A 26786-nucleotide genomic window follows, 5' to 3' on the forward strand; every position below is an offset into this window, starting at 1 on the left:
GATTCGTGGCCTCGACAGGCTACCTCATTCTGAAGAGGCATCTGTGTGAGGGCCGGGAATCGGGTCACCGGTCAGTGGTCCAGCTACTTGACGGAACCACCCGCGGCGACGATCTTCTGCTCGGCCGAGCCGGAGACCTTGTCGACCGCGACGGTCAGCTTCACGGCGATGTCGCCATCGCCGAGAACCTTGACCTTCTCGTTCTTGCGAACCGCGCCCTTGGCGACCAGGTCGGAGACGGTGACGTCTCCTCCGGCCGGGTAGAGCTCCGCGAGCTTCTCCAGGTTCACGACCTGGTACTCGACGCGGAACGGGTTCTTGAAGCCGCGCAGCTTCGGGGTGCGCATGTGCAGCGGCATCTGGCCACCCTCGAAGCCGACGCGCACGGTGTAGCGGGCCTTGGTGCCCTTGGTGCCACGACCGGCGGTCTTGCCCTTCGAGCCCTCACCACGGCCGACGCGGGTGCGCTCCTTCTTGGAGCCCGGAGCCGGACGGAGGTGGTGGACCTTGAGCACGTGCTCGCGGGGAGCAGCGGTCTCGTCGGCCTTGGGAGCGGCCTTGGCGGCGGGCGCCTTGGCGGCAGGCGCCTTCGCGGCGGCCGGAGCCTTCGCGTCGGCGGCGTCGGCCTTGGCGGCAGCAGCCTTGGGGGCTGCGGCCTTCTTCGGGGCGGCGGCCTTGGCCGGCGCCTTCTCGGCCTTGTCCGCGGCGGCGGCCTTGGGAGCAGCCTTCTCCTTGGGTGCGGCCTTGGGGGCCGCAGCCTTCTTCGGAGCCGCCTTCGCGGTCTCCTTGGCTTCTTCTTCAGCCATTAGTCAATCTCCTCGACCTTCACCAGGTGTGCGACGGTGCGCACGTAGCCCCGGTTCTGGGCGTTGTCTTCGCGCACGACGACATCGCCGATGCGCTTCAGTCCGAGGCTGCGCAGCGTGTCCCGCTGGTTCTGCTTCTCGCTGATCTTGGACTTGATCTGGGTCACCTTCAGGCTCGTCGCCATCATGCACCTGCCTTCGCAGCTAGAGCGTCCTGCTCGGCGCGCACGAGGCGGGCCGGAGCGACGTCGTCGAAGGGGAGGCCACGACGAGCGGCCACGGCACGGGGCTCCTCGAGCTGCTGGAGGGCCTCGACGGTCGCGTGCACGATGTTGATCGTGTTCGACGAGCCGAGCGACTTCGACAGGATGTCGTGGATGCCGGCGCACTCGAGCACGGCGCGCACCGGACCACCGGCGATGACGCCGGTACCGGCAGCGGCCGGGCGCAGGAGCACCACACCGGCTGCGGCCTCACCCTGGACGGGGTGGGGGATGGTGTTGCCGACGCGGGGGACGCGGAAGAAGTTCTTCTTCGCCTCCTCGACGCCCTTGGAGATCGCGGTCGGGACCTCGCGGGCCTTGCCGTAGCCGACGCCCACCAGACCGTTGCCGTCGCCGACGACCACGAGAGCGGTGAAGCTGAAGCGACGACCACCCTTCACGACCTTCGAGACGCGGTTGATGGTGACGACGCGCTCGAGGAAGTTGCTCTTGTCGGAGTCGCGGCTGCCGCGGTCACCGCGGTTGGGGTTGCGCTCGCGCCCACCCCGGCGGGCCTCACGGGGCTCGGTCGCGTTCTGACCGCTCGACGCGGCCGTCTCGACCGGCGCCTCAGCGATTGCTGCCACGTCCGGCTCCTTGTTGGTTTCGGTGCTCACAGGTCCAGACCTCCCTCTCGTGCTCCATCGGCGATCGCGGCGACGCGACCGGCGTAGCGGTTACCTCCACGGTCGAACACGACGGCCTCGACACCGGCGAGCTTGGCGCGCTCGGCGACCAGCTCACCGACCTTCTTGGCCTTCGCGGTCTTGTCACCGTCGAAGGTGCGCAGGTCGGACTCGAGCGTCGATGCCGACGCGAGGGTGTGACCCTTGCTGTCGTCGACGACCTGCACGAACACGTGACGTGCCGAACGGGTGACGACGAGGCGAGGACGCGCTTCGGTGCCCTCGACCTTCTTGCGAAGGCGCAGGTGCCGGCGATCGCGGGCTGCGGACTTCGACTTTCCTCTGATTCCAGTAGCCATGGTCTACTTACCACTCTTTCCGGCCTTGCGGCGAACGACCTCGCCGGCGTACCGCACACCCTTGCCCTTGTAGGGCTCGGGCTTGCGCAGCTTGCGAATGTTGGCGGCAACCTCACCGACGGCCTGCTTGTCGATGCCGTTGACCGTGAGCTTGTTGTTGCCCTCGACGGTGAACGAGATGCCCGCGGGCGGCTCGACCGAGATGGGGTGCGAGTACCCGAGGGCGAACTCCACGCCGCTGCCCTTGGCAGCCACGCGGTAACCGGTTCCGACGACCTCGAGGCTCTTGGAGTAGCCGGTGGTGACGCCGATGATCTGGTTCGCGATCAGGGTACGGGTGAGGCCGTGGAGCGAACGCGACTCGCGCTCGTCGTCGGGACGGGTGACGAGAACCTGGTTCTCCTCGACCGTGGCCGCGATGGGGGCCTTGATGGCGAGCGCGAGCTCACCCTTGGGGCCCTTGACTGCAACCTGCTGGCCGTCGATGGTGACGGTGACGCCGGCAGGGATGTCGATGGGAAGACGTCCGATACGTGACATTGTCGATTACCACACGTAGGCGAGGACTTCCCCACCCACGCCCTTCTTGCTCGCCTGACGGTCTGTCAAGAGACCCGAGGAGGTGGACAGGATCGCGACGCCGAGGCCACCGAGGACGGTGGGGATCTCGGTCGACTTCGCGTAGACCCGGAGGCCGGGCTTCGACACGCGCTTGATGCCCGCGATCGAGCGCTCACGGTTCGGGCCGAACTTCAGGCTCAGGGTCAGGGTCTGACCGACCTTGGCGTCGGCGACCTCCCAGCCGGAGATGTAGCCCTCGGTCTTGAGGATCTCGGCGATGTGCGACTTCAGCTTCGAGTGCGGCATCGACACGGTGTCGTGGTGTGCCGAGTTCGCGTTGCGCAGTCTGGTCAGCATGTCTGCGACCGGATCTGTCATTGTCATTGTGGTGCCTTTCGCGCCTGGTTTCGACACCCTTTACGAGGATGCCGACCTGGGTCGTCGTGGGTGGATGGTGCCTAGTTGGAGCTGGAGTCGTTCGACCGGAACGGGAAGCCCAGCGCCTTGAGCAGCGCGCGGCCCTCGTCGTCCGTCTTCGCGGTGGTCACGACGGTGATGTCGAAACCGCGCACGCGGTCGATCTTGTCCTGGTCGATCTCGTGGAACATCGACTGCTCCTGGAGACCGAACGTGTAGTTGCCGCGACCGTCGAACTGCTGGTCGGACAGACCGCGGAAGTCGCGGATGCGGGGAAGCGCCAGCGAGAGCAGGCGGTCGAGGAACTCCCAGGCGCGGTCACCGCGGAGGGTGACGTGGGCGCCGATGGGCTGGCCCTCGCGCAGCTTGAACTGGGCGATCGACTTGCGGGCCTTCGTGACCTGCGGCTTCTGGCCGGTGATCGCGGTGAGGTCCTTGACCGCACCGTCGATGACCTTGCCATCGCGCGCGGCCTCGCCGACGCCGGTGTTGACGACGATCTTCACGAGCCCGGGCACCTGGTGCACGTTCGTGAAGGCGAAGTCCTTCGTCAGCTGGTCGACGATCTCGTTCTTGTACTTCTGCTTCAGGCGCGGCTGGATTTTGCCAGCGGGCGCGGCAGTCTCGGTGCTCATCAGAGGTCTTTTCCTGACTTCTTCGCGTAACGAACGCGGACCGTCTTGGTGACGCCGTCCTTCGTGACTTCTTCGTTGCGGTGGCCGACGCGGGTCGGCTTCTTGGTCTCGGGGTCGACCAGGGCGACGTTCGACACGTGGATCGGCGCCTCCATGGTCTCGATGCCGCCGGTCTTGGTGCCGCGCTGCGTCTGGCCGACGCGCACGTGCTTGGTGACCATGTTCACGCCCTCGACGACGACGCGGTTGCGCTCGACGAGCACCTCGATGACACGACCCTGCTTGCCGCGGTCGCCGCCGCGGGCCTGGGTCGCGCCCGAGATGACCTGCACGAGGTCACCCTTCTTGATGTTTGCCATGACTTAGATAACCTCCGGTGCCAGCGAGATGATCTTCATGAACTTCTTGTCACGGAGCTCACGGCCGACCGGTCCGAAGATGCGGGTACCGCGAGGGTCGCCGTCGTTCTTCAGGATCACTGCGGCGTTCTCGTCGAACTTGATGTACGAGCCGTCGGGACGACGGGTCGACTTGACGGTGCGGACGATGACGGCCTTGACCACGTCGCCCTTCTTGACGTTGCCACCGGGGATGGCGTCCTTCACGGTCGCGACGATGACATCGCCGAGTCCCGCGTAGCGACGGCCCGATCCTCCGAGAACACGAATCGTCAGGAGCTCCTTGGCGCCGGTGTTGTCGGCGACCTTCACTCGTGATTCTTGCTGAAGCATTCTTCTACTCTTCCTGAACTAAGTAAGCCGAGGCCTACTTGGCCTTCTCGAGGATCTCGACCAGGCGCCACCGCTTGGTCGCGGACAGCGGACGGGTCTCGCTGATGAGCACGAGGTCGCCGATGCCGGCGCCGTTCGCCTCGTCGTGGACCTTCACCTTGGAGGTGCGGCGGATGACCTTGCCGTACAGCGGGTGCTTCACGCGGTCCTCGACCTCGACGACGATGGTCTTCTCCATCTTGTCGCTGACGACGTAGCCGCGGCGGGACTTGCGGTACCCGCGGGCGGCCTCGTCCTTGACATCGTGCGAGGACGACTCGTGGCCGGCCGCGACGACCTTCTCTTCGGTCTTGGCCATTACTTCGCCTCCTCAGCGTCTGCAGCGGGGGCCTCGGCCTCAGCTGCCTTCTTGGACTTCTTGGTCGTCTTGGCCGGGGCCTCGACGGGGGCGGGGGTGGCACGGATGCCGAGCTCCCGCTCGCGGATGATCGTGTAGATGCGCGAGATGTCGCGCTTCACGGCACGGAGACGGCCGTGGCTTTCGAGCTGCCCGGTCGCCGACTGGAAGCGCAGGTTGAACAGCTCTTCCTTGGCCTTGCGAAGCTCCTCGAGAAGTCGAGAATCTTCGAACGTGTCGAGCTCCGCCGGGGCGAGCTCCTTAGAACCGATCGCCATTACGCGTCGCCCTCCTCGCGCTTGATGATGCGTGCCTTGAGAGGCAGCTTGTGGATTGCACGGGTCAGTGCCTCGCGAGCGACGGTCTCGTTGACCCCGCTCAGCTCGAAGAGCACGCGGCCCGGCTTGACGTTCGCGACCCACCACTCGGGCGAACCCTTACCGGAACCCATGCGGGTCTCGGCCGGCTTCTTCGTGAGCGGACGGTCGGGGTAGATGTTGATCCACACCTTTCCACCGCGCTTGATGTGACGCGTCATGGCGATACGAGCGGACTCGATCTGACGGTTGGTCACGTACGCGGGGGTGATGGCCTGGATGCCGAACTCACCGAAGCTCACCTTGGTGCCACCGGTGGCGTGGCCACTGCGACCCGGGTGGTGCTGCTTGCGGTGCTTGACTCGACGGGGGATAAGCATGATTACGCCTCAACTCCTGCTGCGACCGGTGCGTCCGCCTTGGGGGCGGAGTTACGGCGCGGACGGTCACGGTCGCCGCGCTCGGGGCGCGAGGACTTCTGGTTGGCCTGCTCGCGGGCGAGCTCCTTGTTGGTGATGTCGCCCTTGTAGATCCAGACCTTCACGCCGATGCGGCCGAACGTCGTCTTGGCCTCGTAGAAGCCGTAGTCGATGTTGGCGCGCAGGGTGTGCAGCGGAACGCGACCCTCACGGTAGAACTCCGAGCGGCTCATCTCGGCGCCGCCGAGACGGCCGGACACCTGGATGCGGACACCCTTGGCGCCGGCGCGCTGAGCGCCCTGGAGACCCTTGCGCATCGCGCGGCGGAACGCCACGCGGGCGGTCAGCTGCTCGGCGATGCCCTGGGCGACCAGCTGGGCCTCGGCCTCGGGGTTCTTCACCTCGAGGATGTTCAGCTGGATCTGCTTGCCCGTGAGCTTCTCGAGGTCGGAGCGGATGCGCTCGGCCTCGGCGCCACGACGACCGATCACGATGCCCGGACGGGCGGTGTGGATGTCGACGCGGACACGGTCACGGGTGCGCTCGATCTCGATCTTCGCCACGCCGGCGCGGTCGAGGGAGGTCTTCAGCAGGTTGCGGATCTTGACGTCCTCAGCGACGTAGTCGCTGTAGCGCTGACCCTTCTTCGTGCTGTCGGAGAACCAGCGCGACACGTGGTCGGTGGTGATTCCGAGACGGAAGCCGTACGGATTGACTTTCTGGCCCATTACTTGCTCGCCTTCTTGCTCGCGCCCTCGATCGTCGCAGCCTCGTCAGGGGTTGCGAGCACGATCGTGATGTGGCTGGTGCGCTTGTTGATGCGGAACGCGCGTCCCTGAGCACGGGGCTGGAAGCGCTTGAGCGTGGTTCCCTCGTCGACGAACGCCTTCGCGATGAAGAGGTCCTGCTCGTCGAGGTAGCTGTTCGAGGCGTCTGCCTTGACCCGGGCGTTCGCGATCGCCGAGGCGACCAGCTTGTACACCGGCTCCGAAGCGCCCTGCGGAGCGAACTTCAGGATGGCCAGTGCCTCCACGGCCTGACGGCCGCGGATCAGGTTGACGACACGACGGGCCTTCTGGGGGGTGACGCGGATGTGACGCACGCGTGCGATCGACTCCACCATTTCTCTTCCTCCTTCACGTCGCCGCGGTTAGCGGCGACGGCCCTTCTTGTCGTCCTTCACGTGTCCACGGAAGGTGCGGGTCGGGGCGAACTCGCCCAGCTTGTGACCCACCATGGTCTCGGTGATGAACACCGGGATGTGCTTGCGGCCGTCGTGCACGGCGATGGTGTGACCCAGGAAGTCCGGGATGATCATCGATCGGCGCGACCAGGTCTTGATGACGTTCTTGCTGCCGGCTTCGTTCTGCGTGACGACCTTGCGGTACAGGTGGTCGTCAACGAAGGGGCCCTTCTTGAGACTGCGTGGCATCTTCTACAACTCCTACTTACGCTTCTTGCCGACGGTCCGACGACGCACGATGAGCTTGTCGCTTTCCTTGTTGGGGTGACGGGTGCGGCCTTCGGCCTGACCCCAGGGGCTGACGGGGTGACGTCCACCGGACGTCTTGCCCTCACCACCACCGTGCGGGTGGTCGACCGGGTTCATGGCGACACCTCGGACGGTCGGGCGGATGCCCTTCCAGCGGTTGCGGCCGGCCTTGCCCCAGTTGATGTTCGACTGCTCGGCGTTGCCGACCTCGCCGATGGTCGCGCGGCAGCGCGCATCGACGTTGCGGATCTCGCCCGAGGGCAGACGCAGCTGGGCGTAGGGGCCGTCCTTCGCCACGAGGCGAACGGAGGCACCCGCGGAGCGGGCCATCTTCGCGCCGCCACCGGGCTTGAGCTCGATGGCGTGGATGACGGTACCGGTGGGGATGTTGCGCAGCGGCAGGTTGTTGCCGGGCTTGATGTCCGCGCCGGCGCCCGACTCCACGATGTCGCCCTGGGCGAGCTTGTTGGGGGCCAGGATGTAGCGCTTGGTGCCGTCCACGAAGTGGAGCAGCGCGATGCGCGCGGTGCGGTTGGGGTCGTACTCGATGTGAGCGACCTTGGCGTTCACGCCGTCCTTGTCATTGCGACGGAAGTCGATGACGCGGTACTGGCGCTTGTGGCCACCACCGATGTGACGGGTCGTGATGCGACCCTGGTTGTTGCGGCCACCGGTCTTGGAGAGCGGGCGGAGCAGCGACTTCTCAGGGGTCGAACGGGTGATCTCGGCGAAGTCCGAGACCGAGGAACCGCGACGACCGGGGGTCGTCGGCTTGTACTTGCGAATAGCCATGTGTCTTTTCCTCTAGCTTCCGGGCCTAGCCGACGGCCGTGAAGATGTCGATGGAGCCGGACTTGAGCGTCACGATCGCGCGCTTGGTGTCCTTGCGCTTGCCCTGGCCGAACTTGGTGCGACGGGTCTTGCCCGTGCGGTTCAGCGTGTTGATCGAGGCGACCTGCACACCGAAGATCTTCTCGATGGCGAGCTTGATCTCGGTCTTGTTCGAGCGGGGGTCGACGACGAACGTGTACTTGCCCTCGTCGATCAGGCCGTAGCTCTTCTCGGAGACGACCGGCGCCAGGATGATGTCGCGCGGGTCCTTGTTGAACGCGGCGTTGCTCATGCGGAAACCTCTTCCTGCTTGGCCTTCGAGGCGACGAAGCCGTCGAACGAGCCCTTGGTGAAGACGATGTCGTCGGAGACGAGGACGTCGTAGGCGTTCAGCTGGTCTGCGGGCAGCACGTGAACGGTCGGGATGTTGCGAACGCTGCGGAGGCTCAGCACGTCGTCGCGCTCGAGCACGATGAGCACGTGCTTCGACGAGGCGATCGTGGCGAGGAACTCGTTCACGGCCTTGGTCGAGGGGGTCTCACCCTGCGAGAGCGACTCGACGATGTGCAGGCGGCCGCCGCGGGCCCGGTCGGAGAGGGCGCCGAGCAGAGCCGCGGCGATCATCTTCTTGGGGGTGCGCTGGGCGTAGCTGCGGGGCACCGGTCCGTGGACGATGCCACCACCGGTCATCTGAGGGGCGCGGATCGAGCCCTGACGAGCGCGACCGGTTCCCTTCTGCTTGAACGGCTTGCGGCCGGCACCGGAGACCTCGCCACGACCCTTGGTCTTGTGCGTGCCCTGGCGGGCGGCGGCGAGCTGGGCGACGACGACCTGGTGGATCAGCGGGATGTTGGTCTGCACGTCGAAGATCTCGGCGGGCAGCTCGACGGTGCCGGACTTCTTGCCGGTGACGTCGAGGACATCGAGCGTGTTAGTTGCGGTAGCCATGAACTACGCCCCCTTCACTGCGTTGCGAACGAAAACGAGACGGCCCTTGGCGCCGGGAACCGCGCCCTTGACGAGCACGAGGTTCTTCTCGGCGTCGACCGAGTGCACGACCAGGTTGAGCACGGTGACGCGCTCGCCACCCATGCGGCCGGCCATGCGCATGCCCTTGAAGACTCGGCTGGGCGTCGAGGACGCACCGATCGAGCCGGGCTTGCGGTGGTTGCGGTGCGAACCGTGCGAGGCGGAGACGCCCTTGAAGTTGTGGCGCTTCATGACGCCGGCGAAGCCCTTGCCCTTCGAGGTGCCCATGACGTCGACCTTCTGGCCGGCCACGAACGTGCCCTCGGCGGTGAGCTCCTGGCCGACGGTGTACTCCGCGGCGTCCGCGGTGCGGACCTCGGTGAGGTGGCGGCGCGGCGTGACGCCGGCTGCCTCGAAGTGACCGGCGGAGGGCTTGTTGACCTTCCGCGGGTCGATCTGACCGCCGGCGATCTGGACGGCCGAGTAGCCGTCCTTCTCGGGGGTGCGGATCTGGGTTACGACGTTGGGGGTGATCTCGACGACGGTGACGGGGATGAGACGGTTGTTCTCGTCCCACACCTGGGTCATGCCGAGCTTCTTGCCGAGCAGGCCCTTGGAGGTCTTAGCGGTGGTTGCCATGATGATCTACTGGTTCCTTCCCGCTCAGAGCTTGATCTCGATGTTGACGTCGGCGGGGAGGTCGAGACGCATGAGCGAGTCGACGGCCTTCGGCGTCGGGTCGATGATGTCGATGAGGCGCTTGTGGGTGCGCATCTCGAAGTGCTCGCGGCTGTCCTTGTACTTGTGGGGCGAACGGATGACCGCCACCACGTTCTTCTCGGTGGGCAGCGGCACGGGGCCGACGACGGTGGCTCCTGCGCGGGTGACCGTGTCGACGATCTTGCGCGCCGAGGTGTCGATGACCTCGTGGTCATACGACTTAAGTCGAATGCGGATCTTCTGTCCCGCCATGTGTGACTCTCTCTCTGTCTCGCGTCTTACAGCCTCGACTGCATTGGACGCCCTCTGTTTTGCTATCAAGCACCGCGCGCGCACACACTTCACCTAGGTGGAGGGAGGGTTGCGATTAAGCTCTGTTCTGCTGTCTGCGGCCCAGCTGCGAAAGCTGTGCACTGCCAAGACAGTGATTCGGGCACACACACAGTGGCCCAAAATGTTGAACTAGAAGAGTTTGCCACATCCTGAGGCCACATGCAACCCGGGCGTGTCGCGCCTGATCACGCGGAACCCGCCCCCAGCTGCAGCACCGACGCGGCGGCCCGCTCGAGCTCATGCCCGTACGAGGGCCCGTGTCCCACCGCATGCACCGCCAGGGGGAACAGCTGGTGCAGCGGAACGCGCTCGCGCCAGCCCTCGGCGAGCGGCGCGACGTCCTCGTAGCCCCACAGGATGTCGTCGAGGAACGGCGCCCCGAACAGCCGCAGCATCGCCAGATCGGTCTCGCGGTGCCCGCCGTGCGCGGCCGGGTCGATCAGCACGACCCCGGTCGGCGTCCACATGACGTTGCCCGACCAGAGGTCGCCGTGCAGCCGGGCCGGCGACTCCCCGTCCTCGAAGATCCCGGTCGCGATCAGCTCGCAGGCGCGCTTCACCAGCCGGAAGCCGTCGGCCGTGAGGTTGCCCCTGGCCACCGCCTGCTCGGCGTACGGCATCACGCGCTGAGCCGGGTAGAACTCGCTCCAGGTGCTCCACTCCCCCGTGCTCATGGCCCGGCGGCCGATGAAGCAGGGCCCGGCCCAGCCCTCCGGGGCGGCACCGAACGCGGCGGCTCCGGCGTGGTGGGTGCGGGCGAGCTGCTCGCCGAAGCGACTGGCCGCCTCCCGGCTGGGTCGCGCCGACCGCAGTTCCTCGAGCTCGATGAGCCCCGGATGCACGGACTCGACCCGCACGCACGGGGCACCCCGAGCATCCGCCAGCCACGCCAGCCCGGCCGCCTCGGCCTCGAAGAAGCCCTCGGGCACCCGGGGATCGCTCTTGGTGAACACCCTTCAACGCTAGGCCCGGAAGATTTCAGACGGATGTCGCGGAGGGAACGTTCTCACGGAATGCCCGGGGCCCAGACGTATCACTACGCTGGCCACTCCCGGCCGAGCTCTGTTCGCACCGTCTGGCGGCGGGCACCCGTGAGAACGAGTGCCCCCATTCTCCGCTTCTCCCCCGCGAACACAAGACTTGACTTCTCACTCGAACAGGAGGGCGCGCAGCTCGGACTCCGCCGAGGCGAGGCGGGTGCGGTCGATCGTGGTGCCGTTGCGGAAGTGGTCGACCACCCGCGGGTCGACGTAGCTCGCCTTCGCGATCGACGGGGTGTTGCCGAGCACCGCCGAGGCGTCCCGCATGGCCTGGGCGATCGCTTTCGACCGCGCGGTCTTGGACGTCTGCGGGCCGGTGCGGGCGAGGCTGACGGCGGCGGCCGCCGTGCCGTGCAGCGTGCGGAAGTCCTTCGCGGTGAACTCGCCGCCGGTCTGCTCGCGCACGTAGGCGTTGATCTCCTCGGCGCTGACCGGGTGCCAGCGCGAACCGTCCTTCCAGGCGATCAGCCGGGCGTTGGCCCCACGGCGCTTCATCGAGCGCACGAAGGAGGCGAGGTCGGCGTCGGTGATCTCCGAGTCCCACTCCTGGCCGCTCTTCGCCGGAAAGGAGAGGTGCACGCGGTCGCCCTTGGTGGTGGCGTGCGCGTTGAGGAGGGTGGTGAGGCCGTGGCTGCCGTGCTTGGCCGCGTAGCGTTCGCTGCCGACCCGGAGGGAGCCGGTGTCGAGCATCCGGAAGCCGGCGGCCAGCGCGCGCTCCTCGGGGTAGCCGTCTCGCCGGAGATCCATGGTGACCCGGCGGCGGGCCGAGGGAAGCGACTCGGCGAGGGCCAGGGCGCGGTCGTACTTGATCCGGTCCTTCTGCTCGCGCCAGGTCGGGTGGTAGATGTACTGCCGACGGCCGGCCCCGTCGACGCCGGTGGCCTGGATGTGGCCGTTCGCGTAGGGGGCGATCCAGACGTCCGTCCAGGCGGGCGGGATGGCGAGGTGCTCGATGCGGGCGCGGAGCTCGGGGTCGGTGACCGTGGCGCCGGAGTGGTCGCGGTAGGTGAATCCGCGTCCGGCGTTCAGACGGTGGATCCCCCGGCCCGAGGAGTCGGAGCGTCGGAGCCGTGGCATCTCCCCAGCTAACCCCTAACGGTCGCCGACCGCTCCATCGGCCTTGCGGCGGGCCTCGTCGATCTTGTCGTCGTGCTTGCCGCCGGTGACCTTCTTGGCGGCACCGGCGAGCCCGTCGAGCAGCTTGTCGCTGACCTCTTCGGCCTTCTCGCTCTTCAGTGCCTGCTGCACCTTCTCCTCGTCGAGGAATGCCTTCGCCTTGCGCGTGATGTCGTCGAATCCAGCCATGGCCCCACCCTGCCCCCCTTCGCCCCCCAGGTCAACCACTAAGGGCGGCGGGGACGGCGAAAGGGGCCGTGCCCGAAGGCACGACCCCTTTTGCGTGGTGTGAGATCTACTACTTGTTGATCTTGGTGACGGTGCCGGCACCGACGGTGCGGCCACCCTCACGGATCGCGAAGCCGAGGCCCTCCTCCATCGCGATCGGCTGGATCAGCGCGACCGAGATGTCGGTGGTGTCGCCGGGCATGACCATCTCGGTGCCCTCGGGCAGCGTGATGACGCCGGTGACGTCGGTGGTGCGGAAGTAGAACTGCGGGCGGTAGTTCGTGTAGAAGGGGTTGTGACGGCCACCCTCATCCTTCGACAGGATGTAGGCGGTCCCTTCGAACTCGGTGTGCGGCGTGACCGAACCGGGCTTCACGACGACCTGGCCGCGCTCGACGTCCTCGCGCTTGGTGCCGCGGAGGAGCAGACCGCAGTTCTCGCCGGCCCAGGCCTCGTCGAGCTGCTTGTGGAACATCTCGATACCGGTGACCGTGGTCTTCTGCGTCGGGCGGATGCCGACGATCTCGACCTCGGAGTTGATGGCGAGGGTGCCACGCTCGGCGCGGCCCGTGACGACGGTTCCACGACCGGTGATCGTGAAGACGTCCTCGATCGGCATCAGGAACGGCTTGTCCTTGTCGCGGATCGGGTCGGGGATCGACTCGTCGACGGCGTCCATGAGGTCGAGGATGGACTGGGTCCACTTCTCGTCGCCCTCGAGGGCCTTCAGGCCCGAGACGCGCACGACCGGTGCGTCCTCGTCGAAGTTCTGGCCGGCGAGCAGCTCGCGGACCTCGAGCTCGACGAGCTCCAGGATCTCCTCGTCGTCGACCATGTCGGCCTTGTTCAGCGCGACGAGCAGGTAGGGCACGCCGACCTGCTTGGCGAGCAGCACGTGCTCACGGGTCTGAGCCATCGGGCCGTCGGTGGCGGCGACCACGAGGATCGCGCCGTCCATCTGAGCCGCACCGGTGATCATGTTCTTGATGTAGTCAGCGTGACCGGGGGCGTCGACGTGAGCGTAGTGACGCTTGGGCGTCTCGTACTCGACGTGCGAGATGTTGATCGTGATGCCGCGCTGGCGCTCCTCAGGAGCGGAGTCGATCGACGCGAAGTCGCGCTGAACGTTGGTCGCCGACGGGAACTTGTCCGCCAGGACCTTCGAGATGGCAGCGGTAAGGGTGGTCTTACCGTGGTCAACGTGACCGATCGTTCCGATGTTGACGTGCGGCTTGGTCCGCTCGAACTTGGCCTTAGCCACTAGGTCCTCCTCAGGACTCTCATGCCCTCGTCCGGATGCTGGATTGCATCCGGAACCAGGCGGGGGTTTGTTGATATTTTACGCGAACCTACGAGGCCCGCCGAACTCAGGTGTTACTCGCCCTTGTTCTTCTGGATGATCTCGTCGGCCACAGCCTTCGGGACCTCGGCGTAGCTCTCGAAGGTCATCGAGTACACGGCACGGCCCGACGTCTTGGAACGCAGGTCTCCGATGTAGCCGAACATCTCCGACAGCGGCACGTGAGCACGCACCACCTTGACGCCCTGGGCGTCCTCCATGGACTGGATCTGTCCACGACGGGAGTTCAGGTCGCCGATGACGTCGCCCATGTACTCCTCGGGGGTGCGCACCTCGACGGCCATCAGCGGCTCGAGGAGCACGGGGCTGGCCTTGCGGGCAGCTTCCTTGAAGGCCATCGAGCCGGCGATCTTGAACGCCATCTCCGAGGAGTCGACGTCGTGCGACGCGCCGTCGAGGAGGGTCGCCTTGACGCCCACCATCGGGTAGCCGGCGAGCACGCCGACCTGCAGCGCATCCTGGATACCGGCATCGACCGAGGGGATGTACTCACGGGGCACGCGGCCACCGGTGACCTTGTTCTCGAACTCGTAGACCGTGTCGGCCGTGACCTCGAGGGGCGCGATCGCGATCTGGATCTTCGCGAACTGACCCGAACCACCGGTCTGCTTCTTGTGCGTGTAGTCGTGGCGCTCGACGGTCTTGCGGATCGTCTCGCGGTAGGCCACCTGGGGCTTGCCCACGTTGGCCTCGACGTTGAACTCGCGCTTCATGCGGTCGACCAGGATGTCGAGGTGGAGCTCGCCCATTCCCTTGATGACCGTCTGACCGGTCTCCTGGTTCTGCTCCGTGCGGAAGGTCGGGTCTTCTTCAGCGAGCTTCTGGATGGCGACACCCAGCTTCTCCTGGTCGGCCTTCGTCTTCGGCTCGATCGCGACCTCGATCACGGGCTCCGGGAACGTCATCGACTCGAGGACGATCTGGTTCGACGGGTCGGACAGGGTGTCACCGGTGGTGGTGTCCTTCAGGCCGATGACCGCGTAGATGTGACCGGCGGTCACCGAGTCGACCGGGTTCTCCTTGTTGGAGTGCATCTGGAAGATCTTGCCGATGCGCTCCTTCTTGCCCTTGGTCGAGTTCATGACCTGGCCGCCGGAGTCGAGGTGACCCGAGTACACGCGGATGTAGGTCAGACGACCGAAGAAGGGGTGAACCGCGACCTTGAACGCCAGAGCGGCGAAGGGGTCCTTCGGGTCGGGGTGACGCTCGACGACCTTCTCCTCGTCGCGGATGTCGTGGCCCTCGGTGGCGGGCACGTCGAGCGGCGACGGCAGGTAGTCGACGACCGCATCGAGCATCGGCTGCACTCCGCGGTTCTTGAACGCCGAGCCACAGAGCACGGGGTAGATCTCCGAGTTGACGGTGAGCTTACGGATCGCGCCCTTGATCTCGGCGATCGTGAGCTCCTCGCCGCCGAAGAACTTCTCGAGCAGCTCGTCGTCGGTCTCGGCGACGGTCTCGAGGAGGAGCTGACGGTACTCGTCGGCCTTCTCCTTGAGGTCGGCCGGGATCTCCTCGATCTCGTACTTGGCGCCCATCTGCACGTCACCCTTGGCGTCTCCGCGCCAGGTCAGTGCGCGCATCTCGACCAGGTCGACGACGCCCTCGAAGGACGACTCCGCACCGATCGGGAGCTGCAGCACCAGCGGCTTGGCACCGAGGCGGTTGATGATCGTGTCGACCGTGAAGTAGAAGTCGGCGCCCAGCTTGTCCATCTTGTTGACGAAGCAGATGCGGGGAACGTTGTACTTGTCGGCCTGGCGCCAGACGGTCTCCGACTGGGGCTCCACGCCCTCCTTGCCGTCGAACACGGCGACCGCGCCGTCGAGGACGCGGAGCGAACGCTCCACCTCGACGGTGAAGTCGACGTGACCCGGCGTGTCGATGATGTTGATCTGGTTCTTGTTCCAGAAGCACGTCGTGGCGGCAGAGGTGATCGTGATGCCACGCTCCTGCTCCTGAGCCATCCAGTCCATCGTGGCGGCGCCGTCGTGCACCTCACCGATCTTGTGGGTGATGCCCGTGTAGAACAGGATGCGCTCGGTGGTGGTGGTCTTGCCGGCATCGATGTGCGCCATGATGCCGATGTTGCGGACCTTGTTCAGGTCGGTGAGCACGTCCTGTGCCACGGATTCCTCCGAAAGGTAGAAAAAGGGAAGGTGGGTCGAACGACTACCAGCGGTAGTGGGCGAAGGCCTTGTTCGACTCGGCCATCTTGTGGGTGTCTTCGCGACGCTTGACAGCGGCGCCCAGACCGTTCGACGCGTCGAGGATCTCGTTCTGGAGACGCTCGGTCATCGTCTTCTCGCGGCGGCCCTTGGCGTAGGTGGTGAGCCAGCGCAGCGCGAGGGTGTTGGCGCGGTGCGGCTTGACCTCGACCGGCACCTGGTAGGTCGAGCCACCGACGCGGCGGCTGCGGACCTCGAGCGTGGGGCGCACGTTGTCGAGCGCCTTCTTCAGCGTGACGACGGCGTCCTGGCCGTTCTTCGCCGCGACACCCTCGAGGGCGTCGTACACGATGCGCTCGGCGATGGCCTTCTTGCCGTCGAGGAGGATCTTGTTGACGAGCTGGCTGACGACCGGGGCACCGTAGACGGGATCGGCGACAACGGGACGCTTCGGGGCGGGACCCTTGCGAGGCATTACTTCTTCTCCATCTTCGCGCCGTAACGGCTGCGAGCCTGCTTGCGGTTCTTCACGGCCTGCGTGTCGAGCGCGCCGCGGACGATCTTGTAACGGACGCCGGGGAGGTCTTTCACACGACCGCCGCGCACGAGCACCATCGAGTGCTCCTGCAGGTTGTGGCCCTCACCGGGGATGTAAGCGGTGACCTCGGTGCCGTTCGACAGCTTGACGCGGGCGACCTTGCGAAGCGCGGAGTTCGGCTTCTTGGGGGTGGTGGTGTACACACGGGTGCACACGCCGCGCTGCTGGGGGTTGGCCTTGAGGGCGGGCGCCTTGGTCTTGGTGACCTTGGGGGTGCGACCCTTGCGGACCAACTGCTGAATGGTTGGCACTACTTACTCCTTGTATTCGTAACGCTCGGTGTCAGTTCTCACTGGGTGTCGGGCACGGACTCCCGCACCCGTTCGTTCACGCCCCTGCACGCACCAGTACTGGTGTGTCGGGTTCGTCTTGATCCACCGGCGGTACGAAATGGCTCTGGTATCGCTGGTTGGAAGAGCAGTGGGGGCATCTCAGCCCTGCTTCGCTCGAAAATCTGGGCATGCAAGTATGCACACACCCGGAAAATTCTAGCCTCTTGACCCTGACGGGTCAAATGCCGCCGAACCTGAGCTCGACGACCGGCAACGCGGACCTAGGGATCTTACCAGGTCGTGATGGGAGCGGGGACCTCGCCCGGGTTCTGTGCGGGGCGGTCGTTCTGCGCGGCGCGGTCGACGGATGCCCGTTCCTCCGCCTGCGCGCGGTCCCACTCCTCGCGGGCCGCGGCGTTGCGGGCCTTGAGGCGCCGGCCGCGGAGCGCGATGAGCGCCCCCGTCCAGATCGCGACCTCGCGGGCGACGATCGCTCCGCCGAGGGTGAGCGGGTCCATGGTGAGCGAGCGCACGAAGTCGAACTGCTGCTGAGGCTGCCAGGTCCAGGCCTGCACGTGCACGAGCGCCCCCGCGATGCCGGCGAAGTAGACGAGCACCGCGACGAGGAAGCCGCCGAGCACGTACGCCCACCAGCCGGCGCGGTTGACGATCAGCACGATCAGGATGAGCGACAGGGCGAACACGACGACCGGCACGATGAACGCGGCTGAGCGCAGGAAGTCGAAGAACGCCGTGATCGCTGCCTCACCCGTGAGGTTCGCGCCGATCACGAAGAACGACACCACGGCGAACAGCACGGCGAACACAGCGGTGCCGAGCAGCGCGATCAGGCTTCCGGCGCCCCGGTTGCCCTTGGGCTCCGGCGGGCGGGGGGCCTGCACCGGCTGGGGTACGGGCTGGTACGGGGGCGGGCCGTCGGAGACGGGGGCCGGGGAGGCACCGGCCTGCGCGGCGCCGGCGGTCGCGGCGGCCGGCGCGAACGCGGCGGCGGGGTACGGGGTGCGGTCGGCGGGGGCATCCTGAGCGACCGGCTGCTCGGAGGTGGGCTCGGGCTCGGAGGCCGTGACGTACGGGCCGCCGATGGGCTGGTGGTCGTAGGCGGCGGTGGCCTGCTGGGCGATGGGCGCATGCTCGGTGGCCGGCTCGGGGCGGCTCTCGGGCTCGTGCGCGGGCTCCGGCTCGGGCTCCGGATGCGCGGCGGCGGGCATCTCGATGGGCTCGGGGATCTCGACGGGACGCGGCGCGCGCTCCGCGACCGGCGCCTGCCCGGCGACCGGCGGCTCGTCGGCGACCGGCGGCGCGGGGACGTCGGCCGGCGTGCTCGATCCCTCGGCGCCCGGCGCCTGCCAGCCCGGGAACTCGGGCAGCTGGTCGTGGCGATCGTCGGTGCTCATGGCGTCACTCTAGCCCCGGCTCCCGGCCGCGCCGGGGAAGGGATCGGGCGCGTTCGCTGTTCCAGTCGAGATGACCCTCCCACTGCCTCCCCGCACCCGTGTCGCCGTGATCGGTGCGGGTCAGGCCGGGCTGTCCGTCGCGTACCACCTGCACCGCCGCGGCCTCGAGCCCGGCGAGGACTTCGTGGTGCTCGACCGGGGCCCGGATGCGGGCGGCGCCTGGCAGCACCGCTGGGAGGCCCTGCGGCTCGGCTCGGCGCACCGCGTGAACGACCTGCCCGGCATGGCCGAGCTCGGGCTGAGCTTCGAGACGGCCGATCGCTCGCGGGCCGCGCGCGACGTGGTGACCGAGTACTACCGGCGCTACGAGGAGGCCTACGACCTCGAGGTGCGCCGCCCCGTCACCGTGACTGCCGTGCGCGACGAGCAGCCCCTGCTCCGCCTCGACACCGACCACGGCTCGCTGACGGCCGAGGTGGTGGTGAACGCGGGCGGCACCTGGGGCAGCCCCTTCAAGCCCCACGTGCGGGGCGAGGAGGCCTTCCAGGGGCGTCAGTGGACCACGGTCGACTACCGCAGCGCCGAGGACTTCCGCGACCGCCGGGTGGTCGTCGTGGGCGGTGGGACGTCTGCCACGAACATCCTGCTCGAGCTGGAGGGTGTGGCCGCCGCCACGACGTGGGCGACCCGGCGGCCTCCCGAGTTCGTCGAGGGGGACGGGTTGGCGGCGGAGGCCGGCGCGGCGGCGGTCGCCGTCCAGGATCGGGCCGCGCGGGAGGGGCGGGCGCTGCCGAGCATCGTCAGCGGCACGGGGCTGGTGGCCACTCCGGCCGTCAGGGCGGCGGTGGAGCGCGGGGTGCTGGTCGCGCATCCGATGCTCACCTCGATCGAACCCGAGGGGGTGCGCCTCGCGGACGGGTCGTTCGTGCCCGCCGACGACATCGTCTGGGCGACGGGGTTCCGCGCCGAGCTCGGGCATCTCGCACCGCTGCACCTGCGTGAGCACGGCGGCGGCATCGCGGTAGAGAAGGGAAGGGTGCGGCGCGACCCGCGCATCTTCCTCGCCGGGTACGGACCGCAGGCGTCGACCATCGGCGCCAACCGCGCCGGCCGGATCGTGGCGAACCAGGTGCTCGACCAGCTCGGCTGAGACCGCCGTCACCGGCGCAGGCAACGCGAAGGGCCCCCCACCACGGATGGTGAGGGGCCCTTCGGTGTTCGTCAGGACCTAGTTGTAGGTGCCCGGCGTGTAGTCGTCGCTCGAGAAGCTGTCGAAGTCGACGAACGAGAGGTCGGCCTCCGAGAACACCGAGTCATCTGTGAAGATGCGGTTCGGGTAGCGCTCGGCCTTGGCCTCTTCGGTCGCCTCGACGGTGACGTTGCGGTACTTCTGGAGGCCGGTTCCGGCCGGGATCAGCTTTCCGATGATCACGTTCTCCTTCAGGCCCACCAGCGGGTCGGACTTGCCCTCCATGGCGGCCTGCGTGAGAACACGCGTGGTCTCCTGGAAGGACGCGGCCGACAGCCACGACTCGGTCGCCAGCGACGCCTTGGTGATACCCATGACCTCCTGACGGGCCGAGGCCGGACGCTTGCCCTCGGCGACCGCGGCGCGGTTCACCTCGGTGTAGCGCGACCGGTCGACGAGCTCGCCGGGGAGCAGGTCGGTGTCGCTGTGCTCGACGACGGTGACCTTGCGCAGCATCTGGCGCACGATGACCTCGATGTGCTTGTCGTGGATCGGCACACCCTGCGAGCGGTAGACGCCCTGCACACCGCCCACGAGGTGCTTCTGCACCTCGCGCACGCCCTTGACCCGCAGGACCTCCTTCGGGTCGACGGCGCCGACGATCAGCTGCTGGCCGAGCTCCACGTGCTGCCCGTCCTCGACGAGGAGGGTCGCACGCTTCAGCACCGGGTAGGCGATCGGCTCGTCGCCGTTGTCGGGCGTGAGGATCACCTTGCGGCTGCGGTCGGTGTCTTCGATCGTGACGCGACCGGCGGCCTCGACGATGGGCGACGCACCCTTGGGGGTACGGGCCTCGAAGAGCTCCTGCACGCGGGGCAGACCCTGCGTGATGTCGTCGGCCGAGGCCGATCCACCGGTGTGGAAGGTGCGCATCGTGAGCTGGGTACCGGGCTCACCGATCGACTGGGCCGCGATGATGCCGACGGCCTCGCCGATGTCGACGAGCTTGCCCGTGGCGAGCGAACGGCCGTAGCAGGCCGCGCAGACACCGACGGCCGACTCGCAGGTCAGCACCGAGCGCACCTTGATGTTGCGCACGCCGGCGGCGACCAGCTTGTCGATCAGCACGTCTCCGACGTCGTCTCCGGCCGAGGCCACGACCTCGCCCTTCTCGTTCACCGCGTCAGCGGCCAGCGAGCGGGCGTAGACCGAGTTCTCGACGTTGTCGTCGCGGGTCCAGACGCCGTCGGCGCCCTCGTTCGCGATCGGCAGGTCGAGCCCGCGGCTGGTGCCGCAGTCGGGCTCGCGGATGATGACGTCCTGCGACACGTCGACGAGTCGACGCGTCAGGTAGCCCGAGTCGGCCGTACGAAGAGCCGTGTCGGCCAGACCCTTACGAGCACCGTGGGTCGCGATGAAGTACTCCGCCACCGACAGTCCCTCGCGGTACGAGGAGATGATCGGACGGGGGATGATCTCACCCTTCGGGTTGTTCACGAGGCCTCGCATGCCGGCGATGTTGCGCACCTGCAGCCAGTTACCACGAGCACCCGAGGTGACCATGCGGTTGATCGTGTTGTCGACCGGGAAGTTCGCGCGCATGGCTGCGGCGACCTCGTCGGTGGCCTTCGTCCAGATCTGGATGAGCTCCTGGCGACGCTCGAGGTCGGTCGTCAGACCCTTCTCGAACTGCGCCTGCACCTTGGCGGCCTGCTTCTCGTAGCCCTGGACGATCTCCCGCTTGGTGGGAGGGGTCAGGATGTCGGAGAGAGCGACGGTCACACCGGAGCGCGTGGCCCAGTAGAAGCCCGCGTCCTTGATGCGGTCGAGCGAGGCGGCGACCTCCACCTTCGGGTACCGCTCGGCGAGGTCGTTGACGATCGCCGAGATGGCGCCCTTGTCGGCGACCTGCTGCATGTAGGGGTAGTCGTCCGGCAGCGCCTCGTTGAACAGCGCGCGGCCGAGGGTGGTCTCCAGCAGCACGGGGCCGCCTTCGTAGCCCTCGGGGCCGTCGCCCTCGGCGAAGTGCACGTCGTGCATCCGGATCTTCACGACCGCGTTGAGGTCGAGCGAACCCTGGTCCTTCGCGAGGATGGCCTCGGACACACCGGAGAACGCGCGGCCCTCGCCGATCGCCCCCTCCTTCACCGTGGTGAGGTGGTGCAGACCGATGATCATGTCCTGCGTGGGCAGGGTGACCGGACGGCCGTCGGACGGCTTCAGGATGTTGTTCGACGCCAGCATCAGGATGCGGGCCTCGGCCTGGGCCTCGACCGACAGCGGCAGGTGGACGGCCATCTGGTCACCGTCGAAGTCCGCGTTGAACGCGGCGCAGACGAGCGGGTGCAGCTGGATCGCCTTGCCCTCGACGAGCTGGGGCTCGAACGCCTGGATGCCGAGACGGTGCAGCGTGGGCGCACGGTTCAGCAGCACGGGGCGCTCGCGGATGATCTCCTCCAGCACGTCCCAGACCTGGGGACGGCTGCGCTCGACCATGCGCTTCGCGGCCTTGATGTTCTGAGCGTGGCTCAGGTCGATCAGGCGCTTGATCACGAACGGCTTGAAGAGCTCCAGCGCCATCTGCTTGGGCAGACCGCACTGATGCAGCTTCAGCTGCGGACCGACGATGATGACCGAACGGCCCGAGTAGTCGACGCGCTTGCCGAGCAGGTTCTGGCGGAATCGACCCTGCTTTCCCTTGAGCATGTCGCTCAGGGACTTCAGGGCGCGGTTGCCGGTACCGGTGACGGGGCGACCACGGCGGCCGTTGTCGAACAGGGCGTCGACGGCCTCCTGCAGCATGCGCTTCTCGTTGTTGACGATGATCTCGGGGGCACCGAGATCGAGCAGACGACGAAGGCGGTTGTTGCGGTTGATCACACGACGGTAGAGGTCGTTGAGGTCGGAGGTCGCGAAGCGGCCACCGTCGAGCTGCACCATCGGGCGCAGCTCCGGCGGGATGACCGGGACGACGTCGAGCACCATCGCGGCCGGCGAGTTGCCGGTCGCGAGGAAGGAGCTCACCACGCGCAGGCGCTTGATGGCGCGGATCTTCTTCTGACCCTTGCCCTCGGCGATCTGCAGGCGGAGGTTCTCGCCCTCGGTCTCGAGGTCGAACGCCTCGAGCCGCTTCTTGATGGCCTCGGCGCCCATGTAGGCCTCGAAGTACATGCCGTAGCGGTCCTGGAGCTCGTGGAAGATCGCGTCCTCGGGCTTGAGCTCACCGACCTTGAGGTTGCGGAAGTCCTCCCAGACGCGCTCGAGCTGGGCGATCTGGTCGTCGTAGGCCTTGCGGGTCTGCGACATCTCCTTCTCGGCGCCATCCTTCGTGCGGCGCTTCTGGTCGGCCTTCGCGCCCTCGTTCTCGAGCTCGGCGAGGTCGGTCTCGAGGCGCTGCAGACGGTCGGCGATGCGGGCATCGCGCTGGTCGGACAGCGTCTTGATCTCGAGGCGCAGCTCGTTCTCGAGGCCGGGCATGTCGTCGTGACGGCCGTCCTCGTCGACCGAGATGATCATGTACGCGGCGAAGTAGATGACCTTCTCGAGGTCTTTCGGCGCCATGTCGAGCAGGTAGCCGAGGCGGCTGGGCACACCCTTGAAGTACCAGATGTGCGTGACCGGGGCGGCGAGCTCGATGTGGCCCATGCGCTCACGGCGCACCGACGACTTCGTGACCTCGACACCGCAGCGCTCGCAGACGATGCCCTTGAAGCGCACCCGCTTGTACTTGCCGCAGGAACACTCCCAGTCACGGCTCGGCCCGAAGATCTGCTCTCCGAAGAGTCCGTCCTTCTCGGGCTTCAGCGTGCGGTAGTTGATGGTCTCGGGCTTCTTGACCTCACCGTGCGACCACTTGCGGATGTCGTCGGCCGTTGCGAGGCCGATCCGCAGCTCATCAAAAGTTGTTACGTCGAGCAATTTTCCTTCTCTCCTGGAAAAAGTCTTCTAGTGGCTGCCGGCTCAGATGTCGTCGATGGACGACGACTCGAAGCGGCTGGAGATGTTGATGCCGAGCTCTTCCGCCGCGCGGAACACCTCGTCGTCGGTGTCGCGGAGGCTGACCGCCGTGCCGTCGGCCGAGAGCACCTCGACGTTCAGGCACAGGGACTGCATCTCCTTGATGAGCACCTTGAAGGACTCGGGGATGCCGGGCTCCTGGATGTTCTCGCCCTTGACGATCGCCTCGTAGACCTTCACGCGGCCGAGGATGTCGTCGGACTTGATCGTCAGGAGCTCCTGCAGCGCGTACGCGGCACCGTAGGCCTCGAGGGCCCACACCTCCATCTCACCGAAGCGCTGGCCACCGAACTGCGCCTTACCACCCAGCGGCTGCTGCGTGATCATCGAGTACGGGCCGGTCGAACGAGCGTGGATCTTGTCGTCGACGAGGTGGTGCAGCTTCAGGATGTACATGTAGCCGACCGAGACGGGCTCCGGGTACGGCTCGCCGGAGCGGCCGTCGAACAGACGGGTCTTTCCGGAGGAGCCGATCAGGCGCTCGCCGTCGCGAGTGGGGGTCGTCGAGTCGAGCAGACCCGCGATCTCCTCCTCGGAGGCGCCGTCGAACACGGGGGTCGCGACCTTCGTGCCGGGAGCAGCGGAACGCGCCTGCTCGGGCAGGTTCGCGGCCCACTTCGGCTTGCCGTCGACCTCCCAGCCCTGCTTGGCGATCCACCCGAGGTGGGTCTCCAGCACCTGGCCGAAGTTCATTCGGCCCGGGATGCCCATCGGGTTCAGGACGATGTCGACCGGAGTGCCGTCGGCGAGGAACGGCATGTCCTCCACCGGCAGGATCTTCGAGATGACGCCCTTGTTGCCGTGACGGCCGGCGAGCTTGTCACCCGCGGTGATCTTGCGCTTCTGGGCGATGTAGACCACGACGCGCTGGTTGACGCCCGAGCCGAGCTCGTCGTCGTTCTCGGCCGAGAACTCCTTGACGGCGATGATCGTGCCCTCTTCACCGTGAGGCACCTTGAGGCTCGTGTCGCGGACCTCGCGGGACTTCTCGTTGAAGATGGCGCGCAGCAGGCGCTCCTCGGCGGAGAGCTCGGTCTCGCCCTTGGGCGTGACCTTGCCGACGAGGATGTCGCCGGGGCGGACCTCGGCACCGATGCGGATGATTCCGCGCTCGTCGAGGTCGGCCAGCAGCTCCGGGCTGACGTTGGGGAGGTCACGGGTGATCTCCTCCTTGCCGAGCTTGGTGTCGCGGGCGTCGACCTCGTACTCCTCGATGTGGATCGACGAGAGCACGTCGTCCTTCACCAGGTTCTGGCTCAGGATGATGGCGTCCTCGAAGTTGTGACCCTCCCACGGCATGAACGCCACGAGCAGGTTCTTGCCGAGCGCCAGCTCACCGTTCTCGGTGGCCGGGCCATCCGCGATGACCTGACCGACCTCGACGCGCTCACCCTCGGAGACGATGACGCGGTGGTTGTACGACGTGCCCTGGTTCGAGCGGTCGAACTTGCGCAGGTAGTAGGTGTCGGTGCCACCGTCGTCGAGCTGGACGGTGACGGCGTCGGCCGACACCTCCTGCACGACACCGGCGTTCGACGTGGTGACCACGTCGCCGGCGTCGATGGCCGCGAAGCCCTCCATACCGGTTCCGACCAGCGGCGACTCCGAACGGAGAAGCGGCACGGCCTGGCGCTGCATGTTCGCACCCATGAGGGCGCGGTTCGCGTCGTCGTGCTCGAGGAAGGGGATCAGCGAGGTCGCGACCGACACCATCTGGCGCGGCGAGACGTCCATGTAGCCGATGTCCTCCTGCGGGAACAGGTCGACCTCTCCACCCTTCTTACGGGCGAGCACGCGGGCCTCGGCGAACTTCGCATCGGCCGTCAGCGGCGCGTTGGCCTGGGCGACGATGTACTCGTCCTCCTCCGACGCGGTGAGGTAGTCGATGGTGGCCGTGACCACGCCGTCGACGACGCGACGGTACGGGGTCTCGATGAAACCGAACGAGTTGATGCGGGCGAACGACGCCAGCGAGCCGATCAGGCCGATGTTCGGGCCTTCCGGGGTCTCGATGGGGCACATGCGGCCGTAGTGGCTCGGGTGCACGTCGCGCACCTCGACACCGGCGCGCTCACGGCTCAGACCACCCGGGCCCAGGGCGCTCAGGCGGCGCTTGTGGGTCAGGCCCGCGAGCGGGTTGTTCTGGTCCATGAACTGCGAGAGCTGCGAGGTTCCGAAGAACTCCTTGATCGCGGCGACGACGGGGCGCACGTTGATCAGGGTCTGCGGGGTGATCGCCTCGATGTCCTGCGTGGTCATGCGCTCGCGGACGACGCGCTCCATGCGGGACAGTCCGGTGCGGACCTGGTTCTGGATGAGCTCGCCGACGGCGCGGATGCGACGGTTGCCGAAGTGGTCGATGTCGTCCACGTCGAGACGGATGTCGACCGGCTTGCTGTCGCGCACACCGGGGAGGGTGGTGCGGTTGTCGTGCAGGGCCACCAGGTACTTGATCGTCGCGATGATGTCCTGCGTGGTGAGCACGGAGTCGGACAGCGGCGCGTCGATGCCGAGCTTGCGGTTGATCTTGTAACGACCGACCTTCGCCAGGTCGTAGCGCTTGGAGTTGAAGTAGAAGTTGTCGAGCAGCGCACGCGCGGCCTCGGCGGCGACCTGCTCGCCCGGGCGCAGCTTGCGGTAGATGTCCTTCAGGGCCTCTTCCTTGGTGAGGATCGAGTCCTTCTCCAGGGTGGCCTCGATCGACGAGTAGCCCTTGAACTCCTCGAGGATCTCCTCGGAGGTCAGGCCGAGGGCCTTCAGGAACACGGTGACCGACTGCTTGCGCTTGCGGTCGATGCGCACGCCGACCTGGTCGCGCTTGTCGATCTCGAACTCGAGCCAGGCACCGCGGCTCGGGATGACGCGGGCCGAGTAGATGTCCTTGTCGGAGGTCTTCTCGGGGGTGCGCTCGAAGTACACGCCGGGGCTGCGGACGAGCTGCGACACGACGACGCGCTCGGTGCCGTTGATGATGAACGTGCCGCGCTCGGTCATGAGCGGGAAGTCGCCCATGAAGACGGTCTGCGTCTTGATCTCACCGGTCTGGTGGTTCATGAACTCGGCCTCGACGTACAGCGGGGCGGCGTAGGTCTTGCCGCGCTCCTTGCACTCGTCGATGGTGTACTTCTCGGGCTCGAGGAACGGGCTCGTGAAGCTGAGCTGCATGGTCTCACCGAGGTCTTCGATGGGAGAGATCTCCTCGAAGATCTCCTCGAGGCCCGAGCGGCCGGGCAGGTCTTGCCGGCCGGCCTCCTTGGCCTCCGCGACGCGTGCCTTCCACACGTCGTTGCCGACCAGCCAGTCGAAGCTCTCGGTCTGCAGGGCGAGCAGGTCGGGAACGGTCAGGGTGTCGGTGATCTTGGCGAACGAGAGCCGCGATGCGGCCCGGCCGTTCTTGGGTGAAGTGGTGGTTGCGTTGCGCGCAGCAGCCAAGGAAATAACCTCCGTGGACCCCGTCGGGCCCTTGCGTTACTTACGGTCGATGTGGTGTCGAGAACTCCCGAGATA

General features: G+C 67.0%; 31 protein-coding genes. 1 reads left to right on the forward strand and 30 read right to left on the reverse strand.

What is annotated here, in order from left to right; all coding sequences use genetic code 11:
* Positions 1-83: 83 nt before the first annotated feature.
* The 28 genes from rplO to ITJ64_RS02845 all read right to left on the reverse strand — a co-directional run bounded on the left by rplO (position 84) and on the right by ITJ64_RS02845 (position 18073).
* Entirely contained in the window at positions 84-806 is a 723-nt protein-coding gene (rplO, locus tag ITJ64_RS18770; RefSeq protein ID WP_228507627.1) for a 50S ribosomal protein L15, read from the reverse strand.
* On the reverse strand, positions 806-991 hold the full coding sequence (gene rpmD, locus ITJ64_RS02715) for a 50S ribosomal protein L30 (protein WP_022897975.1): 186 nt from the start codon (positions 989-991) through the stop codon (positions 806-808). Before rpmD ends, rplO begins: the two co-directional genes overlap by 1 nt.
* Positions 991-1647: a 30S ribosomal protein S5 gene (gene rpsE, locus ITJ64_RS02720; RefSeq protein ID WP_259486479.1), complete on the reverse strand. Its 657-nt coding sequence runs from the start codon at positions 1645-1647 to the stop codon at positions 991-993. Before rpsE ends, rpmD begins: the two co-directional genes overlap by 1 nt.
* Before the next feature lie 35 nt (positions 1648-1682).
* Positions 1683-2054 (reverse strand): 50S ribosomal protein L18, encoded by a 372-nt coding sequence (gene rplR / locus ITJ64_RS02725; protein WP_173183347.1) that lies wholly within the window; start codon positions 2052-2054, stop codon positions 1683-1685.
* Between the two features lie 3 nt (positions 2055-2057).
* Positions 2058-2594, reverse strand: a complete 537-nt coding sequence (rplF, locus tag ITJ64_RS02730) for a 50S ribosomal protein L6 (protein WP_173183346.1) — start codon at positions 2592-2594, stop codon at positions 2058-2060.
* A gap of 6 nt (positions 2595-2600) precedes the next feature.
* Positions 2601-2999: a 30S ribosomal protein S8 gene (gene rpsH / locus ITJ64_RS02735; protein WP_173183345.1), complete on the reverse strand. Its 399-nt coding sequence runs from the start codon at positions 2997-2999 to the stop codon at positions 2601-2603.
* Positions 3000-3073: 74 nt separating this feature from the next.
* On the reverse strand, positions 3074-3667 hold the full coding sequence (gene rplE, locus ITJ64_RS02740; protein WP_179547450.1) for a 50S ribosomal protein L5: 594 nt from the start codon (positions 3665-3667) through the stop codon (positions 3074-3076).
* Positions 3667-4026, reverse strand: coding sequence for a 50S ribosomal protein L24 (gene rplX, locus ITJ64_RS02745; protein ID WP_194679268.1), 360 nt, complete (start codon positions 4024-4026; stop codon positions 3667-3669). Before rplX ends, rplE begins: the two co-directional genes overlap by 1 nt.
* A 3-nt stretch (positions 4027-4029) precedes the next feature.
* On the reverse strand, positions 4030-4398 hold the full coding sequence (rplN, locus tag ITJ64_RS02750; RefSeq protein ID WP_137837171.1) for a 50S ribosomal protein L14: 369 nt from the start codon (positions 4396-4398) through the stop codon (positions 4030-4032).
* A gap of 34 nt (positions 4399-4432) precedes the next feature.
* Positions 4433-4756 (reverse strand): 30S ribosomal protein S17, encoded by a 324-nt coding sequence (gene rpsQ, locus ITJ64_RS02755; protein ID WP_173183342.1) that lies wholly within the window; start codon positions 4754-4756, stop codon positions 4433-4435.
* Complete coding sequence (rpmC, locus tag ITJ64_RS02760) at positions 4756-5073, reverse strand: 50S ribosomal protein L29 (RefSeq protein ID WP_173183341.1); 318 nt, start codon at positions 5071-5073, stop codon at positions 4756-4758. Before rpmC ends, rpsQ begins: the two co-directional genes overlap by 1 nt.
* On the reverse strand, positions 5073-5492 hold the full coding sequence (gene rplP, locus ITJ64_RS02765) for a 50S ribosomal protein L16 (protein ID WP_194679269.1): 420 nt from the start codon (positions 5490-5492) through the stop codon (positions 5073-5075). The genes rpmC and rplP overlap by 1 nt, the downstream gene beginning before the upstream one ends.
* A gap of 2 nt (positions 5493-5494) precedes the next feature.
* Positions 5495-6259 carry a 30S ribosomal protein S3 gene (gene rpsC / locus ITJ64_RS02770; RefSeq protein WP_173183340.1) on the reverse strand — a complete coding sequence of 255 codons (765 nt, stop codon included), beginning with the start codon at positions 6257-6259 and terminating at the stop codon, positions 5495-5497.
* Complete coding sequence (gene rplV / locus ITJ64_RS02775) at positions 6259-6654, reverse strand: 50S ribosomal protein L22 (RefSeq protein WP_179547448.1); 396 nt, start codon at positions 6652-6654, stop codon at positions 6259-6261. The genes rpsC and rplV overlap by 1 nt, the downstream gene beginning before the upstream one ends.
* 27 nt (positions 6655-6681) lie before the next feature.
* Positions 6682-6963 (reverse strand): 30S ribosomal protein S19, encoded by a 282-nt coding sequence (rpsS, locus tag ITJ64_RS02780; RefSeq protein ID WP_066041179.1) that lies wholly within the window; start codon positions 6961-6963, stop codon positions 6682-6684.
* A 12-nt stretch (positions 6964-6975) separates the two neighbouring features.
* Positions 6976-7815, reverse strand: a complete 840-nt coding sequence (gene rplB, locus ITJ64_RS02785) for a 50S ribosomal protein L2 (protein ID WP_066041181.1) — start codon at positions 7813-7815, stop codon at positions 6976-6978.
* 25 nt (positions 7816-7840) lie between these two features.
* A complete protein-coding gene (rplW, locus tag ITJ64_RS02790; RefSeq protein ID WP_173183338.1) occupies positions 7841-8146 on the reverse strand; it encodes a 50S ribosomal protein L23 in 306 nt (101 codons plus the stop codon).
* Positions 8143-8802 (reverse strand): 50S ribosomal protein L4, encoded by a 660-nt coding sequence (rplD, locus tag ITJ64_RS02795; RefSeq protein ID WP_173183337.1) that lies wholly within the window; start codon positions 8800-8802, stop codon positions 8143-8145. The genes rplW and rplD overlap by 4 nt, the downstream gene beginning before the upstream one ends.
* Positions 8803-8805: 3 nt before the next feature.
* On the reverse strand, positions 8806-9462 hold the full coding sequence (gene rplC, locus ITJ64_RS02800; protein WP_194679270.1) for a 50S ribosomal protein L3: 657 nt from the start codon (positions 9460-9462) through the stop codon (positions 8806-8808).
* A 24-nt stretch (positions 9463-9486) separates the two neighbouring features.
* Positions 9487-9795: a 30S ribosomal protein S10 gene (gene rpsJ / locus ITJ64_RS02805; RefSeq protein WP_022895514.1), complete on the reverse strand. Its 309-nt coding sequence runs from the start codon at positions 9793-9795 to the stop codon at positions 9487-9489.
* A gap of 266 nt (positions 9796-10061) precedes the next feature.
* Complete coding sequence (locus ITJ64_RS02810; RefSeq protein WP_194679271.1) at positions 10062-10829, reverse strand: fructosamine kinase family protein; 768 nt, start codon at positions 10827-10829, stop codon at positions 10062-10064.
* Between the two features lie 195 nt (positions 10830-11024).
* The gene (locus ITJ64_RS02815; protein WP_194679272.1) at positions 11025-11993 is read right to left on the reverse strand and encodes a DNA topoisomerase IB; all 969 of its coding nucleotides are present in this window, start codon (positions 11991-11993) and stop codon (positions 11025-11027) included.
* A 15-nt stretch (positions 11994-12008) separates the two neighbouring features.
* A complete protein-coding gene (locus ITJ64_RS02820; RefSeq protein ID WP_194679273.1) occupies positions 12009-12221 on the reverse strand; it encodes an Rv0909 family putative TA system antitoxin in 213 nt (70 codons plus the stop codon).
* A 109-nt stretch (positions 12222-12330) separates the two neighbouring features.
* Complete coding sequence (gene tuf / locus ITJ64_RS02825; protein ID WP_173183331.1) at positions 12331-13521, reverse strand: elongation factor Tu; 1191 nt, start codon at positions 13519-13521, stop codon at positions 12331-12333.
* 113 nt (positions 13522-13634) lie between these two features.
* Positions 13635-15749, reverse strand: coding sequence for an elongation factor G (fusA, locus tag ITJ64_RS02830; protein ID WP_194679274.1), 2115 nt, complete (start codon positions 15747-15749; stop codon positions 13635-13637).
* A 43-nt stretch (positions 15750-15792) separates the two neighbouring features.
* Complete coding sequence (gene rpsG, locus ITJ64_RS02835) at positions 15793-16263, reverse strand: 30S ribosomal protein S7 (RefSeq protein WP_173183329.1); 471 nt, start codon at positions 16261-16263, stop codon at positions 15793-15795.
* Positions 16263-16637 (reverse strand): 30S ribosomal protein S12, encoded by a 375-nt coding sequence (gene rpsL, locus ITJ64_RS02840; RefSeq protein WP_011186743.1) that lies wholly within the window; start codon positions 16635-16637, stop codon positions 16263-16265. Before rpsL ends, rpsG begins: the two co-directional genes overlap by 1 nt.
* Positions 16638-16948: 311 nt before the next feature.
* Entirely contained in the window at positions 16949-18073 is a 1125-nt protein-coding gene (locus ITJ64_RS02845) for a hypothetical protein (RefSeq protein ID WP_194679275.1), read from the reverse strand.
* Positions 18074-18143: 70 nt separating this feature from the next.
* On the opposite strand from ITJ64_RS02845, the gene ITJ64_RS02850 reads away from it, so the two are divergent.
* Entirely contained in the window at positions 18144-19223 is a 1080-nt protein-coding gene (locus ITJ64_RS02850) for an FAD-dependent oxidoreductase (RefSeq protein ID WP_194679276.1), read from the forward strand.
* A 78-nt stretch (positions 19224-19301) separates the two neighbouring features.
* Here ITJ64_RS02850 and rpoC read toward each other — a convergent pair whose 3' ends face one another.
* Positions 19302-23180, reverse strand: a complete 3879-nt coding sequence (gene rpoC / locus ITJ64_RS02855; RefSeq protein ID WP_194679277.1) for a DNA-directed RNA polymerase subunit beta' — start codon at positions 23178-23180, stop codon at positions 19302-19304.
* Positions 23181-23222: 42 nt separating this feature from the next.
* Positions 23223-26711, reverse strand: coding sequence for a DNA-directed RNA polymerase subunit beta (gene rpoB / locus ITJ64_RS02860; RefSeq protein WP_194679278.1), 3489 nt, complete (start codon positions 26709-26711; stop codon positions 23223-23225).
* Positions 26712-26786 lie beyond the last annotated feature (75 nt).

Origin of the sequence: Herbiconiux sp. VKM Ac-1786, assembly GCF_015350805.1 — a bacterium.
Lineage (GTDB): Bacteria > Actinomycetota > Actinomycetes > Actinomycetales > Microbacteriaceae > Herbiconiux.